Below are 17,046 nucleotides of genomic sequence, written 5' to 3' on the forward strand. Positions count from 1 at the left end.
CGGGGAGAGGCTTTTGGGAGGCTTAGGGTGTAGAGAAGAGAAAGCCCGGTGGTTGGGGGGTCGGCACCCCCGGGTAAATTGGCGTCTGACACCGGCCGGTGGGTCGGCGCACCGCTTCACCTCGGCGGCGATCAGCTGCACGGTGGTGTCCATGTCAGACCTCCCGCAGCGACGGGTGGGCGCCGAACGTCTCGGCCCACAGTTTCTCGCGCGCCCAGCGGGCGGCGTCGGCGGCCGCCGCCACCGTGGACCGCACCGCGCCGGCCAGTTCGGTGTTGCTCCGGGTGTGCAGTGGACCGAGAATCCGCACGTCGGTCACGGTGCCGGCGGCGTTGACCACGATCTCGACGGACCCGTCCGGCGAGCGCACCGTCACCTCGACGGTGTGCACCGCCTTGTCGAACTCGACCTGCCGGGCCTCGATCTGGCGGTACCGCTCGACCGCGTTCTCGATCCACGCCTCGTCGATCTGCCGTACCACGGGGTCCTCACCATCGTCGGCAAGCGGGCACAAACCGGTCTGCACCCTACGTACGGATTGGGCTGCGCTACGGCACCGAACCGTACCGGCAGTGACCTAGCCGCGCCAGAGGCTGAGCATCATCGCTTCGACGGCGATCCGTGGCTTGACGTTGCCGGTGATCGCTTCTCGGCAGCTCAGCACTGCTTCCAGCCGGCGCAGCGCCGACTCCGCTGTCCACTTTTCGGCAGCTGCGCCGGTGAGCCCGGCGATGTCGGTGTGCACCGGGGCCACCGGGGCCCGCAGCGCGGAAACCAGGACGTCCCGGTAGAAGCCGGCCAGATCGACCAGCGCCCGGTCCAACGCGTCCCGCTGCGCCCGGGTGGCCCGGGACTTCTGCCGCCGTTCCAGCTCCTTGATCTGCCCGGCGGTCCCCCGGGCCGCGCCGGCGGCGCCGCGTCCGGTGCCGCCGGCACCCAGCGCGGTCTGCAGCGCCGTACGCTCCGCCGCGTCGATCTCGGCGACCGCCGCCTCGGCCTCTGCCTCGGCGGCGGCGATCAACGCCGACGCGGCGTCGAAGCAGGCTCCGACCGTGGTGAGCCGGCGCGGCACCGCCAGAACGGCGTCCCGGCGCTCCCGCGCCTGCGGGTCCTGGGCCAGCCGCCGGGCCCGGCCGACGTGCCCCTGCGCGGCCGCCGCCGCCCAGACGGCGGTCTCGGCCGGTACGCCGTCCCGCTCGGCCAGCACCTGGGCGACCGCCTCGGCCGGCGGCTGCCGCAGGCTGACCACCCGGCAGCGGGACCGGATGGTGACCGAGATGTCGTCCGGGTGGGTGGACGGCGTGCAGAGCAGGAACACCGTCCTGGGCGGCGGTTCCTCGATCGCCTTGAGCAGCGCGTTGCCGGCTGCCTCGGTGAGCCGGTCGGCGTCCTCGATCACCAGTACCTGCCAGCGTCCGCCCGACGGGGTGCTGGCCGCCCGCAGCACCAGCGCGCGCATCTCGCCGACGCTGATCGACAGGCCGTCCGGCACGACGAACCGGACGTCGGCGTGCGTACCGGCCCGGGTGGTGTGGCAGCCGGCGCACCGGCCGCAGCCCTGTCCGTACACACACTGCAGCGCGGCGGCCAGCGCGCGGGCGGCCACCGACCGCCCGGAGCCGGGCGGCCCGGTGAAGATCCAGGCGTGGGTCATCGCTCCGGCCGACAGCGGCGGGTCACCGTCACCGGCGGCGAGCAGTTCGCCGGCTGCCGCTGCGGCCCGGCGCAGGGTCTGCACCGCCTCGTCCTGGCCGACCAGGTCGGCGAAAACGTCGGTGGGCACGGTCGCGGTCGTCATGTCCGCCGCCCCGCTTCGGTGGCGGCCTTCGGCTCGGCGTCGGCTGTCGGCTCGGCGGGCGCCGCTGGGTCGGCCCGGCCGGTCAGCACCTCGACCCGGTCGAGCACCGCGCCGCGTACCTCGTCGACGCCCCGGGTGGCGTCCAGCACCAGGTAGCGTTTCGGGTCGGCGGCGGCCAGGTCGAGGAACGCGTACCGGACCCGTTCGTGGAACGCCAGCGACTCGCTCTCCAACCGGTCGGCGCCGGTCCCGCGCCGCTGCACCCGGTCCAGGCCGGCCAGCGGCTCGATGTCCAGCAGCACGACCAGGTCGGGTTTGAGGCCGCCAGTGGCCCAGGAGGAGAGCCAGGAGACCTCGTCGACCGGCAAGGTCCGTCCGGCACCCTGGTACGCCAGCGACGAGTCGACGTAGCGGTCGCTGACCACCACCGCGCCCCGGGCCAGCGCCGGCCGGACCACGGTCGCCACGTGGTGGGCCCGGTCGGCGGCGTACAGCAGTGCCTCCGCGCGGGGCGACGGCGCGTCCGGTCCGCCGTCGAGCACCAGCCGGCGGATCTTCTCGCCGAGGCCGCTGGCCCCCGGTTCGCGGGTCACCACCACCTCCCGGCCGCGCTCGCGCAGCGCCTGTGCCAACGCCGTCACCTGTGTCGACTTGCCGGCGCCCTCGCCGCCTTCGAAGACGACGAAGACCCCGTTCGCGGTGAACGGCTCCGCCGACGTCAACGGCCGCCCCCGGATCGACCCCCACAGGTCGGCCAGGACCGGAACGCCCGGTTTATCGTCCATCTGGCGGAAGGCGCTGAGCCCGGCGAAGATGCCGAACACCCCGGCGAGCAGCAGCAGCAACCGGGTCGAGGAGAACGAGACGCCCAGGTTGGCGATCTGCAGCTGGCGGGAGCCGCCCACGCCGACCAGCACGCTGCTGACCGAGATGGCCAGCATCAGCACCACCCGGGTGCCGGTCTGCACCACGGCGAAGACCCGGCCCCGGACGTCGTCGGCGATCTCCCCGCCAAGCAGGGTGATCCCGGCCAGGAAGGCCATCCCGGCCGCCGCTCCGACCAGCACCGCGCCGAGGATGGCCATGGACAGATGGATGGACAGAGCGAGGATCAGCACCGAGCCGCTGGCCAGCACGATGCTGAGCCCGAACCAGCGCCGCCGGGACAGGTCGCGCACCACCGTCGGGCCCAGCCCGATCCCGGCGCCCAGACCGACGAAGATCGCCGCGAAGAGCAGGTAGAACGCGGCGTCACCGGCGCTCAGCGAGGCGGTGAAGAATTTCGCGGTGCCGATCACGATGCCGCCACCGGCGAACGCGCCGAAGATGCCCAGCACCAGGCCGCGGACCAGCGGGGTCTGGCCGATGAACCGCCATCCCTCGACGAACTGCCGGATAAGGCTCTGATCGGCGTGCCCGGCGGCGCCGGCCCGCCCGCTGATCTCCTTGATGCCGTAGAAGACCACGATCGCGGTGGCCAGTCGGGAGGCGGCGTTGAAGAACAGCGCCAGCTGCGCCGGCTCCGCCCAGGATGGCAGATCGGTCACCGTCGCCGCTCGGACGGCGGCGTCGAGGACGGCCAGGCTGATCGCGGCGAGCACCGGGGTGAGCCCGTACGTGGCGATCAGGGTGAGCTGGTTGGCGATCTCCAGCCGGGCCTTCGGGATCAGGTTGGGGACCGCCGCTTCCTTCGCCGGGATCCAGATCAACGTGATCGTCTCGATCAGGAAGATCGCGATCGCAGCCCAGGCCACCGTGAGGGCGCCGCTGGCGCCGAACATCGGCAGCAGCGGGATGGAGGCGAACAGCACGAACCGGAGCAGGTCGCAGATGACCATCGTGTAGCGCCGGTCGAACCGGTCGGCGAGCACCCCGGCGACCGGGCCGAGGACCAACGCCGGCAGCAGCCGTACGGCGATGACACCGCCGAACGCCGCGCCCTGGGCCGCGCCGCCGGAAACCTGCCCGGCCGCGAAGATCGAGGTGGCGAGCAGGCCCAGCCAGTCGCTGAACGAGGCGACCCCGAGCACGATCCACAGCCGCCGGAACGGACGGATGCGCAACACCGAACGCAGCGCTGGCAGGCCGGACAAATCGACCGAAGCGGCAGTCTGGTCGGCCGGTGGCGTGTCGGACGTACCACCGCGCTGCTGACTGCTGGCGTTGTCGTCGATGACCGTTCCTCCCCGTCGGCCCGGCGGCGGGGCCCCGGTGACACTCTAATCCCGGCGCTCACCCGGGTCGGTCACGGTCGCGGGCACCGTCGCCGGTTGCGGCGGGGTCGACGTGGCGGTGCAGGTACTCGCGGATCAGTGCCTTCGCTTCGCGCAGTACGCTGTCGTCGCCCTCGGCGGTGCGCCGGAACGCCAGTTTGATCAGCGCGTCGGCGGCCTCCACCGCGATCTGCAGCGCGAACCGCAGCCGGGGTTCGTCCGGGATGCCGAAGCGACCCACCAGGACCTTGGACAGCTCACTGGCGATCACCGCGTTGTTGTCCCGGCTCTCGTCCAGCAGCCGCACGTCGACCACGTCGCCGAAGTGCAGGGTGCGGAATCCGGGCACCGTACGGTGCATGCAGATGTACTCGTCGATGCCGGCGGCGACGCCGTCCCACCAGTGGTCGAACTCGCCGCCGGTGACCCGTTCGTTGAGCCGCTGCACGTACGCGTCGATGTTGCGCAGCGTCAGCGCCTGCACGATCGCCCGCTTGTCCGGGAAGAACTGATAGACGGAACCGATGGCCACCTCGGCTCGTTCGGCGAGCAGGGTCGTCGTCAGACCCTCGTAGCCAACCTCGTCCACGATCTCGGCGCACGCGTCGAGCATGCGCTGGACCCGGGCGAGACTGCGCCCCTGGACCGGCACCCGCCGCAGCGGGCCACTGGTGACGGCTGGTGGTGTCGACACTCGTCCCACTCCTTCCGAGAAAGATCCCCCGCGCGTCGGAACCACCGTCGGCAGCAGTGAGATCAAAAACGTTACTCGGATTAACGAGCGAAACGGATATCGGTATTCACCTGTCCCACATCATCCTGACCATGAAGATCATTTACGAAGATCATTCATAGCGATCCCGGCCGGCGGCAGGCCACCGCCGGCCGGAAGTGCGGTCAGGAGAGCGTCAAGAGTCGTCGGACTGGTCGGCGGCCCGGCTGGCAGTCGCCTTCTTCGGCGCTGCCTTCTTGACCGCGGTCTTCTTCGCGCTGGTCGCCTTGGTACCGGTCGCCTTGGTACCGGTCTTCTTCGCGCCGGCGGTCTTGGCGGTGGTCTTCTTCGCCGGCGCCTTCTTCGCCGCCTTCTTACGCGGCGCTGGGCCCTTCGCCCGCTTTTCGGCCAACATCTCCGACGCCTGCTCGATCGTCAACGACTCGGGCGTCTGACCACGCCGCAGCGAAGCGTTGCTCTCGCCGTCGGTCACGTACGGTCCGAACCGGCCATCCTTGATCACCAGTGGGCGCTCGGTGAGCGGATCCGCGCCCATCTCCCGCAACGGTGGCGCGGCGGCCCGCCGCTGCCGGGTCTTCGGCGCGGCGAGCAACGCCAGCGCCTCGTCCAGCGAGACGGTGAACAACTGTTCCTCGGACTCCAGGGACCGGAACTCGTCGCCCTTCTTGACGTACGGGCCGTACCGGCCGGCGGCGGCGAGCACCTCGGCGCCGTCCGGTGCCACCCCGACCACCCGGGGCAGCGACAGCAGCCGCAGCGCCTCGGCGATGCTCAGCGTCTCCGGCGACTGGGACCGCAGCAACGAGGAGCGGCGCTCGCCACTGGCGACGTACGGGCCGAACCGGCCGGACTTGAGCACGATCGGCTCGCCGGTCTCCGGATGTTCGCCGAGCTTGCGCTCGCCGCCACCGCCGAGGAACAGTTCGTTGATCTTCTCTGGGGTCAGCTCGTCCGGCGCGATCCCCTCCGGCAGCGAGACGCGGTCCCCGCCGGCTCCGGCTGCCGCGCCCTCCGCCTCGTCACCGCCGCCGGCCACCGGCTCGGCACCGCCGGCATCGCCCGCCGCGCCGGCACCGTTCGACCCGGCCGCCGCGTGGTCGACACCCTCCGCGCCCGGCAGGAACCGCTGCAGGTACGGACCGTAGCGGCCGACCCGCACGACGACCTGACGACCCTCGTCGTCGGCACCGAGCGGGATCGAGTTGACGCTGCGGGCGTCGATCTCGGCGAGCTTCTCGGTGACCAGCCGTTTCAAACCACCGGAGCGGGCGACCGACTCGTCTCCGGCGGTGTCGCTGCCGAAGTAGAACGAGGTGAGGAAGTCCACCGCCTGGTGGTCGCCGGACGCGATCTCGTCCAACTCGTTCTCCATGCTGGCGGTGAAGTTGTAGTCGACCAGCCGCGGATAGTGCCGCTCCAGCAACCCGATCACCGCGAAGGCCAGGAACGACGGGATCAGCGCCTGGCCGCGTTTGGCCACGTACCCCCGGTCCTGGATCGTCTGCATGATCGACGCGTAGGTGGACGGCCGCCCGATGCCCAACTCCTCCAACGCCTTGACCAGGGAGGCCTCGGTGTAGCGGGCCGGCGGCTGAGTGCTGTGCCCGACCGCCGCCAGCTCCCGCGCGGTGAGTGGCTGATCCTTGACCAGGTTCGGCAGGCGGCGCTCGGCGTCCTCCGCCTCGGCCGACTCGTCGTCAGAGGACTCGACGTAGGCGCGCAGAAAGCCCGGGTCGGTGATCGTCTTGCCGGTCGCACCGAAGTCGCATTCCTCGCCGGCGGTCGAAACGGCCCGGATCCGCACCGACACGCTGGAACCCACCGCGTCGGTCATCTGGGACGCGATGGTCCGCCGCCAGATCAGCTCGTAGAGCTTGAACTCCTCGGCGGACAGTTCGTTGGCCAGCTCCCCGGGGGTGCGGAAGTGGTCACCGGCGGGGCGGATGGCCTCGTGCGCCTCCTGGGCGTTCTTGACCTTGCCGGTGTACCGGCGCGGCTCCGGCGGGACGAAACGGTCGCCGTACAGCTCGGCGACCTGGCTGCGGGCGGCGGCGATCGCCGTTTCCGACAGGTTGACCGAGTCGGTCCGCATGTAGGTGATGTAGCCGTTCTCGTACAGCCGCTGCGCGGTGCGCATCGTCTGCTGCGACGAGAACCGCATCTTACGGGCCGCCTCCTGCTGCAGCGTGGAGGTGATGAACGGGGCGTACGGCCGGCGGCGGTACGGCTTCTCCTCGACCCGGGTGACGGTGAACGGCCGACCGTCGAGCCGGGCTGCCAGGCCCCGCGCCCCGTCGCCGTCGAGGTGCACCACCGACGCCTCCGGCCGGACCCGTCCGGTGGTCGGCTCGAAGTCCTTGCCGGTCGCGATCCGGTCGCCGCCGAGCGCGATCAGGGTGGCGGTGAACGAGCGGGGCCCGTCGGCTGCGGCCGCCGGCTGGCCGGTCACCGCCAGGGTGGCCTGGATGTCCCAGTAGTCGGCGGTACGGAACGCCATCCGCTGCCGCTCGCGCTCCACCACGATCCGGGTGGCCACCGACTGCACCCGGCCGGCGGACAGCCGGGGCATCACCTTCTTCCACAGCACCGGCGAGACCTCGTAGCCGTACAGCCGGTCCAGGATCCGCCGCGCCTCCTGGGCGTCGACCAGGTTGCGGTCGATCTCCCGCGGGTTGGCCACCGCGGCCTGGATGGCGGCCCGGGTGATCTCGTGGAAGACCATCCGACGCACCGGCACCTTGGGCTTGAGGGTCTCCACCAGATGCCAGGCGATCGCTTCGCCCTCACGGTCCTCGTCCGTGGCGAGCAGGACCTCGTCGACCTCCTTGGCCAGCTTGGTCAGTTTGGCGATCTGCTGCTTACGGTCGGCCGAGACGACGTACAGCGCGGAGAAGCCGTTGTCGACGTCGACGCCGAGCCGGGCCCACGGCTCCTTCTTGTAGCGGGCCGGCACGTCGGCGGCGTTGCGGGGCAGGTCCCGGACATGCCCGAGGCTCGCCTCGACGACGTACCCCGGGCCCAGGTAGCCCGAGATCGTCTTGGCCTTCGCCGGCGATTCGACGATGACCAGACGACTGGTTGAGGTGTTGCTCGGCACGTCTCTCCTGACCTCGACCCCACTCGGACCGCCCGGCGACAGGCGGCGGCCCGGATCGACCGGCGCCCGCCACGACGAGCGGGCGGGCGACGGTCACGATGTCCAACGTAACGCGAACCCGGGGCCGGTGGAGCACACGCACCCAAGCCTTCGGCCCGATTTGCGTTGGTCGTCCGGTTGGTTCACCACAGCCGGCCGGCAGCCCACCCGATGCCGACCCAGCTCGTTCCTACCGCACCAACGGCGACACGGTACACCCACCAACCGGCGTGACGTGGCGCACCGCACCGCAGCCGCCGGTGGCGTCGGTCGATGTCCCGGCTGTTCTGTCAGCGATCAGACAGCGATCGTGTCATCACGCCCAGCCGTCCTCGGGGGCGGCGGGGGGCCGGTCGCCGAGCAGCTCGGCCAGTCTCGTCAGCCGGCGTCGGCCCACGATCCGGTACGCCGGACCACCGGACCGGGCATCGAGCAGCACCGCCGGCAGCCCGATCGCGGCGAGCGCGGCACCCACCTGGGGCCAGTTGTCTGAATCCGATTCGGCCAGCCGCAACCGGTAGCCGAGCGGGTCCCTGGCACCGGCCGCCGCCGCCCACAGCCGCAGCCGCTGACCGGCCAGGTGGAAACCGGTCGGCGGCCGCTTGACCAGGCGGTCGTCCTCGCCACGCACCGGCCCCGCCTCCGGTTGGTCGGCGTCCGGTTGGTCGGCCTCCAGTTGGTTGGTGTCCAACTGGTCGGCGTCCGGTCCGTCTGGCATCGGCGGATGCAGCCAGGCCGCGCCGAGCCGGGCCAGCACCGCCGTATACGCCGTCCGCACCGTCAGCCGGCCGTCCGGCAGCTGACGCCAACTCGGCGCCAGCCCGCGCCGACGGAACTCGGCAACCAGCACGTGCACCCGCCAGGCCGGCTCGACGTCCACCGACACCCGTACGGTGCCGCCCATCCGGGTGATCCGCCCCGGACCGGCGAGCAGACCCGCCAGGTCGCCCGGCGTCGGATCCGCCGCCGCCACGCCGAACAGCGACAACTGCCGGGGCGTCAGGGCACCGGCGGAGGAGTCGGTCGGCGGCGTCAGCGACACTCCGGGACCTCGTCGAAGGCCCGGTTGAGCTCCGCGGAATCCAGTGAGCTGGTGTCCAGCGCGCTGCGCTGGTAGTCGTCGGTGAGGGTGGCGAGCACCGCCTCGACCTCGTCGTAGAAGCTGTCCGCCGGTCCGGTTGCGTCCAGCCCGGCGATGCCCTCCTCGGCCTTGCCGTACGCGTCGCGCACCGCGCCGAGCGAGCCTGCGAACCCGCTGGCCACCTGCTCACCCTGGTCCGCGTCGGGCACCCCGGCCTCCACCACCCGGACCCGGGCGGTCTCGGTCGCGGCGGCCGCGCCGGACAGCAGCCGGACCAAATTCTCCTGCGCCTGCGCCGGGGTCGTCTGCGCGGTCATCTGCTGCTGGGTGCTGCTGGTCAGATTGCTGATCTCGGCCCGCCACGGGCGCAGCGCGGTGCACACCTCGGCCGCCCAGACGACCGGGCTGGGTCCTCCACCGCAGCCCGACAGCGTCAACGCCACGGCAGTGAGCAGCACTGCGATCCGGGCAGTGGACACCACGCGGCGCGCTCCCATGCTGTGCAGCGTACGCACCGGTGACGACAGCCGTACGGCCCGCCACCGGTCGGCGGTACGTCGAAGCCGGTGGCTCCACCCGGTCCACAGGGATCGGGCGGAGCCACCGGTCGGTCAGACGCTCACCCGCTCCGATTCGGACCCGGCGCTGCCGCCACCGGCCGGACCACCGTCGACGTCCTCCCCCATCGCCATCGGCTTGCGCTTGGTGAACACCACGGCGGCCACCACGACCAGGGTCGCCAGCACCGCGATGGCGATGCGCAGCGGGTCGTTCTGGTCGGTGCCCACGCCCCACATGATCACCGCGGGGGCGATCAGCAGGGCCACCAGGTTCATCACCTTGAGCAGCGGGTTGATCGCCGGGCCGGCGGTGTCCTTGAACGGGTCGCCGACGGTGTCGCCGATGACCGTGGCGGCGTGCGCCTCGGAACCCTTGCCGCCGTGTGCGCCGTCCTCCACCAGCTTCTTGGCGTTGTCCCAGGCGCCGCCGGAGTTGGCCAGGAAGACCGCCATCAGCACACCGGTGCCGATCGCGCCGGCCAGGTACGCGGCGAGCGCACCGGCGCCGAGGCCGAAGCCGACCGCGATCGGCGCCAGCACCGCCAGCAGACCCGGGGTGAGCAGTTCCCGCTGGGCGTCGCGGGTGCAGATGTCGACCACCTTGCCGTACTCCGGCCGTTGGGTCCGTTCCATGATGCCGGGGTTGTCGCGGAACTGGCGGCGGACCTCCAGCACGACGGCGCCGGCCGAGCGGGACACCGCGTTGATGGCCAGCCCGGAGAAGAGGAAGACCACCGCGGCACCGATGATCAGACCGACCAGGTTGCCCGGGTTCGCGACGTTGAGCGAGTCGGCCAGGTAGCCGGGCACGTCGTCGATCCCGGCGTCGTTCAGCGCGATACTGACCGTGTCGGTGTAGGAGCCGAACAGCGCCGTCGCGGCGAGCACGGCGGTGGCGATCGCGATGCCCTTGGTGATCGCCTTCGTGGTGTTGCCGACCGCGTCCAGCTCGGTGAGGGTACGGGCACCGGCCTCGTCGATGTCACCGGACATCTCGGCGATGCCCTGCGCGTTGTCGGAGATCGGGCCGAAGGTGTCCATCGCCACGATCACGCCGACCGTGGTGAGCAGGCCGGTGCCGGCCAGCGCCACGGCGAACAGCGACAGGGTGATGGAGCCGCCACCAAGCAGGTACGCCCCGAACACTCCCGCGCCGACCAGCAGCGCCGAGTAGACCGCCGACTCCAGGCCGACGCTGATGCCAGCCAGGATGACAGTCGCCGCGCCGGTCTGCGAGCTCTTGCCGATGTCCTGCACCGGGCGGCGGTGCACCTCGGTGAAGTAGCCGGTGAGCAGCTGGATCGCGGCGGCCAGCACGATGCCGATGAACACCGCGCCGATGGCCAGACCGGCCGGGGACAGCGGCAGGTCGGCGCCCTCGTCGACGCCGAGCTGCGTACGCCAGTCGTCGCCGAGCAGCTCCGTCCAGCTGCTCGGCAGGTAGAAGAAGGCGGCGACGGCGACCAGCACAGCGGCCAGCACAGCCGAGGTGAAGAACGCCCGGTTGATCGCCACCATGCCGTTACGGTCCGACGGACGCAGTCGGGTGATCAGTACGCCGAACAGCGCGATCACCGCACCGATGGTGGAGACGATCAGCGGGAAGACCAGGCCTTCCTCGCCGAACGCGGCCCGGCCCAGAATCAGCGCGGCGACCAGGGTCACCGCGTACGACTCGAACAGGTCGGCGGCCATGCCGGCGCAGTCACCGACGTTGTCGCCCACGTTGTCGGCGATGGTCGCCGGGTTACGGGCGTCGTCCTCCGGGATGCCCTGCTCGACCTTGCCGACCAGGTCGGCACCGACGTCGGCGGCCTTGGTGAAGATGCCGCCGCCGACCCGCATGAACATGGCCAGCAGGGCCGCGCCGAAGCCGAAGCCCTCCAGCACGGTCGGTGCGTCGACCCGGTAGAGGACGACCACCAGGGCCGCGCCGAACAGGCCGAGGCCCACCGTGAGGAAGCCGACCACGCCGCCGGTCCGGAAGGCGATCTTCATCGCGTTCTCCCGGCCACCGGCGCCGGTGCCGGCCGCCGCGGCGACCCGCAGGTTCGCCCGGGTGGCCAGCGCCATCCCGGCGCCGCCGATGAACGCGCTGAACACCGCGCCCACCACGAAGAAGACGGATCGACCGACCTTCACCATCGTCTCGCTGCCCTGTGTCTCGTGCACAGGGAGCAGGAAGAGCAGTATGACGGCGAGTACGACGAACACGCCGAGGGTTTTGAACTGGCGGAACAGGTACGCCGACGCGCCTTCCTGCACGGCGCCGGCGATCTCCTGCATGTTCGTGGTGCCCTTACCGGTCGCCAGTACCGCCCGTACCAGGGCGGCGGCGAAACCCAGCGCCACCAGCGCGATGACCGCGGCGATGACGACGTACGTCAGGTGTGTGCCGGTAAGGGACAGCCCGCCGCCTTCGGCGGCCAAGGTGGTCCCGGACATCAGTGTCCTCCTGTACCGAACGCTCGCCCCGGTCGGTGGACGAACCGGCGGGGCGACTCCACGCGGGGAGCAACGAGGTCTGCTGGCACCCACAGGTTTGTGGGGCCAGGACAGTTGGTGATAACCCGCGTACTCTAGCCGGACCGGGTAAGGCAGGTCACACCGTCCACCCACCGAGTTGTGGATCATTCCTGCAGGCGGAACGGACAGTTGTGACGACGGAGGTTGATCTTCAGCTGGTAGGCCGGGCCGACGGGGGTCTCACCGGCCGACCGGCCAGACCATCCGCACCTCGGTTCCGACGCCCTCGTCGACCGGCCGCACCTGGAGGTCCTCGACGAAACCGGCCAGCAGGGCGAAACCGACACCGACCGTCAGGGCCTCGTCGGTCAACGACTCGTCGGCCAACTCGTCGGGCGGCAGGGCGCTCAGGCCGAGCCCGGCTTCGATCGGGGCACGGTCGATCACCCGTACGGTGTAGGTCTCCTCATCGGACATCTCCACCTGAACCAGGTCGGCCAGCCCGTACTGGCGGTGCAGGGCGACGGCCCGGGTGCAGGCCTCACCGATCGCCAGCCGGACCTCGTCGAGCAGTTCCTCGGCCACTCCGGCCCGGCGGGCGACAGCGACGCCGACCAGGCGGGCGGTGCGCACGTGCACCGGCGCCGGGGAGAACGAGAGGCGAACGGTGGCCATCACGCCGTCGGCGCTGCGCCAGCTGAGCCATCCGGTTCTCCACCGGTGGCGGCCTGTACGGTCGGGAAGATCGGGAAGACCTGGTCCAGCGCGGTGATCCGGAAGATCTTCAACAGGGACTCCTTGTCGCAGACCAGCCCGAAGGTGCCGCCGGCCGGGCGGAGTCGCTTCAGCGCGCCGACCAGCACGCCGAGCCCGGTGGAGTCGAGAAAGTCGACCCGGTGCAGATCAACGACGATCTTGTGGTTGCCGGCGTCGATCAGCTCGAGCAACCGCTCCCGCAGTCGGGGAGCGGTATAGACGTCCACTTCGCCGCCGACCTCCAGCACCGTGTACTCGCCAACGGTGCGAGTCGACAGCGACAGCTCCATCGGTCCCCTCCTTGGCTGCGATGCACGCCTATGGCATCTAACCACCGCACGGCGCGGTTGCGCCGCGCGACTCCGCACGGTCGATGATCTCCCTGCATCCCACAGACCTACCCCGGGATGCCGACGTCGGCACCCCGGTGCGAGAGTGCAGACGTGACCTCACCCGCCACCGTAACGCCCGGACCGGGTCCGGACCCGGCGGGGTTGCTGCGTCGGTGGGGCGCCGCCGGCGAACTGCCGCGTCAGACCGGCGCCGCGCCGAAGCAGCCGACTGCGGCGGCTCCGTACCCGGTCGCAGGGGCGGACCCGGCTCCGTACCCGGCTGCGGTCACCCACGTCGAGCGGTTGCCGGTGCGGCCCGGTGCCACCGCGCCGTGGCCCGACTGGGTGCCCGCCGAACTGCGGGACGTGTTGACCGCGCGCGGGGTTCGGCAGCCCTGGCGGCACCAGGCGTACGCGGCCGAACTGGCCCATTCCGGCCGGCACGTCATCGTCGCCACCGGCACCGGCTCGGGCAAGTCGCTGGCGTATCTGCTGCCGGCGTTGGCGAGTCTGCTGGCCGATCCTCGGGCCACTGTGCTGTACCTGGCCCCGACGAAGGCTCTCGCCGCCGACCAGTTGCGCGCCGTCGCCGATCTGGGACTCGACGGGGTACGGCCAGCCTGCTACGACGGCGACACCCCGCAGCCGGAGCGGGCCTGGATCCGACAGCATGCCCGCTTTGTGCTGACAAATCCAGACATGCTGCATCGAGGCATCTTGCCCCGGCACGGAGCCTGGCCGAACTTCCTCCGCCGGCTGACCTACGTCATCGTCGACGAGTGCCACAGCTACCGGGGCGTGTTCGGCTCGCACGTGGCCCACGTACTGCGTCGACTGCGTCGCCAGACCGAGCGGTACCAGCGGGTCCGGCCCGGCGCCGGGTCCGGCGGCCGGCCCACCCTCGGGCCCGGAGCCCGACCCGGCACCGGGTCCGGCACGCCGGTGTTCATCCTGGCCTCGGCGACCTCGGGAGAGCCGGCGCGGGCGGGCAGCCAGCTGACCGGGCTGCCGGTGGAGCCGGTCACCGAGGACAGCGCGCCGCGCGGAGCGGTGACCTTCGCGTTGTGGGAGCCGCCACTGCTGCCCGGTGCCCGCGCCGACACCGACGACCTCACCCCGGTACGGCGGTCGGCGCTGCGCGAAAGCGCCGACCTGCTCGCCGACGCGGTCGCCGCCGGGGTACGCACGCTCGCGTTCGTCCGGTCCCGGCGCGGGGCGGAGGTGGTGGCCAGCAGCGCGCGCCGGGCGCTGGACGAGGTAGCACCCGGGCTCGGCAACCGGGTGGCGGCGTACCGGGCCGGTTTCCTGGCCGAGGAGCGACGGGCGTTGGAGCGCGCGCTCACCGCCGGTGAACTGCTCGGGCTGGCCTCGACGAACGCACTCGAGCTCGGGGTGGACCTGGTCGGTCTGGACGCGGTGCTGATCTGCGGATATCCCGGCACCCGGGCGTCGCTGTGGCAGCAGGCGGGGCGGGCCGGACGCGCCGGACGCGAGGCGCTGGCGGTGCTGATCGCCCGGGACGACCCGCTCGACACCTACCTGGTGCACCACCCGGAGGCGGTCTTCGGCCGGCCGGTGGAGGCGACGGTGCTCGACCCGACCAATCCGTACGTGCTCGGGCCGCAGCTGTGCTGCGCTGCCGCAGAGGGTGCGCTGACCTCGGCCGACGTCGAACTGTTCGGTGGCGTGTCGGTCAAGCAGACGCTGGACGACCTGGTCGCCGCCGGGCTGCTGCGGCGACGCCCCACCGGCTGGTACTGGACCGCTGCCGGCCGGCCCGAGGTCGACCTGCGTGGCGAGGGCGGCACCCCGGTCGACGTCGTGGAGACGTCGACCGGTCGACTGCTCGGCACAGTCGATCCCGGCTCGTCGCACTTCCTCATCCATCCGGGCGCGGTCTACCTGCACCAGGGCGTGTCGTACGTGGTCGACGACCTCGATCTGGACGGGGCGTGCGCGCTGGTGCACGCCGAGGAGCCGGACTGGTCCACCCACGCCCGGGAGGTCACCTCGCTGTCGGTGGCGGCGGTACGCGAGTACCGCGACGCCGGCCCGGTCGGACTGTTCGTCGGCGACGTCGACGTGACCAGCCAGGTCGTCTCCTACCAGCGGCGCCGGATCGGGTCGGGTGAGGTGCTGGACACCCGGCCACTGGACCTGCCGGCCCGACAGTTGCGCACCGTCGCCGTGTGGTTCACCGTTTCGCCGGCCGCGCTCGCCGCCGCCGGGGTCGAGCCGGCGGACGTGTCCGGCGCGCTGCACGCCGCCGAGCACGCGGCGATCGGCCTGCTGCCGTTGATCGCGACCTGCGACCGGTGGGACATCGGCGGACTCTCCACCGCCGCGCACGCCGACACCGAGGCGCCGACCGTGTTCGTCTACGACGGCCACCCCGGGGGAGCCGGGTTCGCCGAACGTGCCTACCAGGCGGCCCGGACCTGGCTGGGAGCCACCCGCGACCTGATCGCCGCGTGTGGCTGCGAGACCGGCTGCCCGTCCTGCGTGCAGTCGCCGAAGTGCGGCAACGGCAACAACCCGCTGGGCAAGGCCGACGCGGTCCGGGTGCTCGACGTGGTGCTGGCCAGCCTGCCGGAAAGTGCTGACTGATCCGGCACCGGACCATGTGCGATCTACTGGCATAAATTTCTCCTGATCTGGATAGATTAGACGTGGGAGCGCTTCCAGAACGCCACCGGAGGAGAACGCCGTGGCCGACACCGTGGCCGACACCGTCGAACTGCTCTACTCGATCGACCCGCAGAACCTCACCGTCGACCAGCAGATCGCCCTGGCCCAGGCGTACGCGGCCCTGGCCCAGGCGGAACGCCTCGAACTGATTCAGCAGCGGCTCTACAACATCCACCAGGTGATATCCCGCTGGGCCATGCACGCCACCACCGCCGACGGCCCGACCCGCTGACCAGGGGTCGGCCCGCGCGTCGGCGCCCTCCCACGGGTCGGCCCGCAGCGGACCGGCCCGGGCGGTCGCACTCACCGGCCGACCGACGCCGGTGGCCGGAAGTGGCATCACCTCGACGGTGACCACGACCTCCATCCCGTGGACCGTGCACGCACGCAACCGCCCGCCGTTGCGTTCGGCCACATCGGCCGCCCGCTCGCAGACCACGCCCTGGCCGGCGAACACCCGGGCGACACCGGCGAGGGCGGCCAGGTCGGCGGCCACCGAGGCCTGCTGCCGGGCGAGCCGGACCGCACCGATCAGCGCACCGGCCATCCCGGCGGCGACCAGCATCAGCCCGACAGCGAGCAGCCACAGGCTGGCGCTGCCGCGCTGCCCGGCGTCGGCCCCGGGCCCGCGCAACCGGCGGCGGCATCGTCGGCCGGTCACCGGTGACGCTCCGGCGGCGATCCCGCGCCGTCACCGCCATCGACGGCACCGCCGGTAACGGAACCGCTGCTGCCGGCGTTTCCAGTCGCGCCGGCAGCGGTCCCGGTGACGCCGGGCTCGACCGCGGCGGTCACGGACGCGGTGACCGACGCCGGCCCGAGCCGGGCGCCCAACGCCCGCAGCGGTGCCCGGACCGTGACGGTGGCCAGGTCACCGTCGACGACCACGGAGACCTCCGCTCCCGGCGGCCCGGCCAGGGCAGCCGCGTCACGGTCGCCCCGGGCGGTGGCCAGCGCGACCGACCGTGCCATGTCGAGACACTCGGACTTGGTGACCACGGCGCTGACGGCGGACAGCCCGACCGCCAGCAGCAGGACCAGCGCCGGCAGACCGGCGGCCAACTCGGCGGTGAACGAGCCCCGGTCACCGCCGGCCTGCCGGCGCGGCCTCACCCGAGCGCCCGATCGATGACCGAGGCGAGGGCGGCCTGCACACCCTCGCTGGTCAACACCTTGAGCAGGATCCCGGCGAAGGCGACGGCTGCCAGCGTGCCGACGGCGTACTCGGCGGTGTTCATCCCCGCGTCGTCGCGCAACCGGCCGACCAGGTGGCCGCGCCACCG

Annotated in this window: 14 protein-coding genes and 1 pseudogene; 2 read left to right on the top strand and 13 right to left on the bottom strand. The window is 71.8% G+C overall.

The window, feature by feature from the left end; genetic code table 11:
* Positions 1–154: 154 nt before the first annotated feature.
* The 10 genes from ACXAHD_RS01795 to ACXAHD_RS01840 all read right to left on the bottom strand — a co-directional run bounded on the left by ACXAHD_RS01795 (position 155) and on the right by ACXAHD_RS01840 (position 13,033).
* Complete coding sequence (locus ACXAHD_RS01795) at positions 155–481, bottom strand: YbaB/EbfC family nucleoid-associated protein (RefSeq protein ID WP_281552060.1); 327 nt, start codon at positions 479–481, stop codon at positions 155–157.
* A 96-nt stretch (positions 482–577) separates the two neighbouring features.
* Positions 578–1,798, bottom strand: a complete 1,221-nt coding sequence (locus tag ACXAHD_RS01800; RefSeq protein ID WP_475048171.1) for a DNA polymerase III subunit delta' — start codon at positions 1,796–1,798, stop codon at positions 578–580.
* Positions 1,795–3,828, bottom strand: a complete 2,034-nt coding sequence (gene tmk, locus ACXAHD_RS01805) for a dTMP kinase (protein ID WP_348650144.1) — start codon at positions 3,826–3,828, stop codon at positions 1,795–1,797. The genes ACXAHD_RS01800 and tmk overlap by 4 nt, the downstream gene beginning before the upstream one ends.
* A 202-nt stretch (positions 3,829–4,030) precedes the next feature.
* On the bottom strand, positions 4,031–4,624 hold the full coding sequence (locus tag ACXAHD_RS01810; protein ID WP_475048286.1) for a TetR/AcrR family transcriptional regulator: 594 nt from the start codon (positions 4,622–4,624) through the stop codon (positions 4,031–4,033).
* Positions 4,625–4,919: 295 nt separating this feature from the next.
* A complete protein-coding gene (gene topA / locus ACXAHD_RS01815) occupies positions 4,920–7,841 on the bottom strand; it encodes a type I DNA topoisomerase (protein WP_281552063.1) in 2,922 nt (973 codons plus the stop codon).
* Positions 7,842–8,196: 355 nt separating this feature from the next.
* Complete coding sequence (locus tag ACXAHD_RS01820; protein WP_281552064.1) at positions 8,197–8,922, bottom strand: hypothetical protein; 726 nt, start codon at positions 8,920–8,922, stop codon at positions 8,197–8,199.
* Positions 8,913–9,458, bottom strand: a complete 546-nt coding sequence (locus tag ACXAHD_RS01825) for a hypothetical protein (RefSeq protein ID WP_281552065.1) — start codon at positions 9,456–9,458, stop codon at positions 8,913–8,915. Before ACXAHD_RS01825 ends, ACXAHD_RS01820 begins: the two co-directional genes overlap by 10 nt.
* Positions 9,459–9,572: 114 nt before the next feature.
* The gene (locus ACXAHD_RS01830) at positions 9,573–11,966 is read right to left on the bottom strand and encodes a sodium-translocating pyrophosphatase (protein ID WP_475048175.1); all 2,394 of its coding nucleotides are present in this window, start codon (positions 11,964–11,966) and stop codon (positions 9,573–9,575) included.
* 261 nt (positions 11,967–12,227) lie between these two features.
* A complete protein-coding gene (locus tag ACXAHD_RS01835) occupies positions 12,228–12,665 on the bottom strand; it encodes an ATP-binding protein (RefSeq protein WP_278173352.1) in 438 nt (145 codons plus the stop codon).
* The gene (locus ACXAHD_RS01840) at positions 12,662–13,033 is read right to left on the bottom strand and encodes an STAS domain-containing protein (protein ID WP_278173350.1); all 372 of its coding nucleotides are present in this window, start codon (positions 13,031–13,033) and stop codon (positions 12,662–12,664) included. Before ACXAHD_RS01840 ends, ACXAHD_RS01835 begins: the two co-directional genes overlap by 4 nt.
* A gap of 234 nt (positions 13,034–13,267) precedes the next feature.
* Here ACXAHD_RS01840 and ACXAHD_RS01845 point away from each other — a divergent pair, with 234 nt between their 5' ends.
* Complete coding sequence (locus ACXAHD_RS01845) at positions 13,268–15,682, top strand: DEAD/DEAH box helicase (protein ID WP_475048287.1); 2,415 nt, start codon at positions 13,268–13,270, stop codon at positions 15,680–15,682.
* 100 nt (positions 15,683–15,782) lie between these two features.
* On the top strand, positions 15,783–15,995 hold the full coding sequence (locus ACXAHD_RS01850) for a hypothetical protein (RefSeq protein WP_123604334.1): 213 nt from the start codon (positions 15,783–15,785) through the stop codon (positions 15,993–15,995).
* 108 nt (positions 15,996–16,103) lie between these two features.
* Here ACXAHD_RS01850 and ACXAHD_RS01855 read toward each other — a convergent pair.
* From ACXAHD_RS01855 to ACXAHD_RS01865, 3 genes and pseudogenes are all read right to left on the bottom strand, one after another.
* A pseudogene (locus ACXAHD_RS01855) lies at positions 16,104–16,328 on the bottom strand (Rv3654c family TadE-like protein); the annotation flags it as partial.
* A gap of 92 nt (positions 16,329–16,420) precedes the next feature.
* Positions 16,421–16,876 carry a TadE family type IV pilus minor pilin gene (locus ACXAHD_RS01860; protein WP_289211492.1) on the bottom strand — a complete coding sequence of 152 codons (456 nt, stop codon included), beginning with the start codon at positions 16,874–16,876 and terminating at the stop codon, positions 16,421–16,423.
* Positions 16,873–17,001, bottom strand: a complete 129-nt coding sequence (locus ACXAHD_RS01865; protein ID WP_233606454.1) for a DUF4244 domain-containing protein — start codon at positions 16,999–17,001, stop codon at positions 16,873–16,875. Before ACXAHD_RS01865 ends, ACXAHD_RS01860 begins: the two co-directional genes overlap by 4 nt.
* Between the last annotated feature and the right edge of the window lie 45 nt (positions 17,002–17,046).

The organism is Micromonospora sp. ABR4_055 (assembly GCF_056160425.1).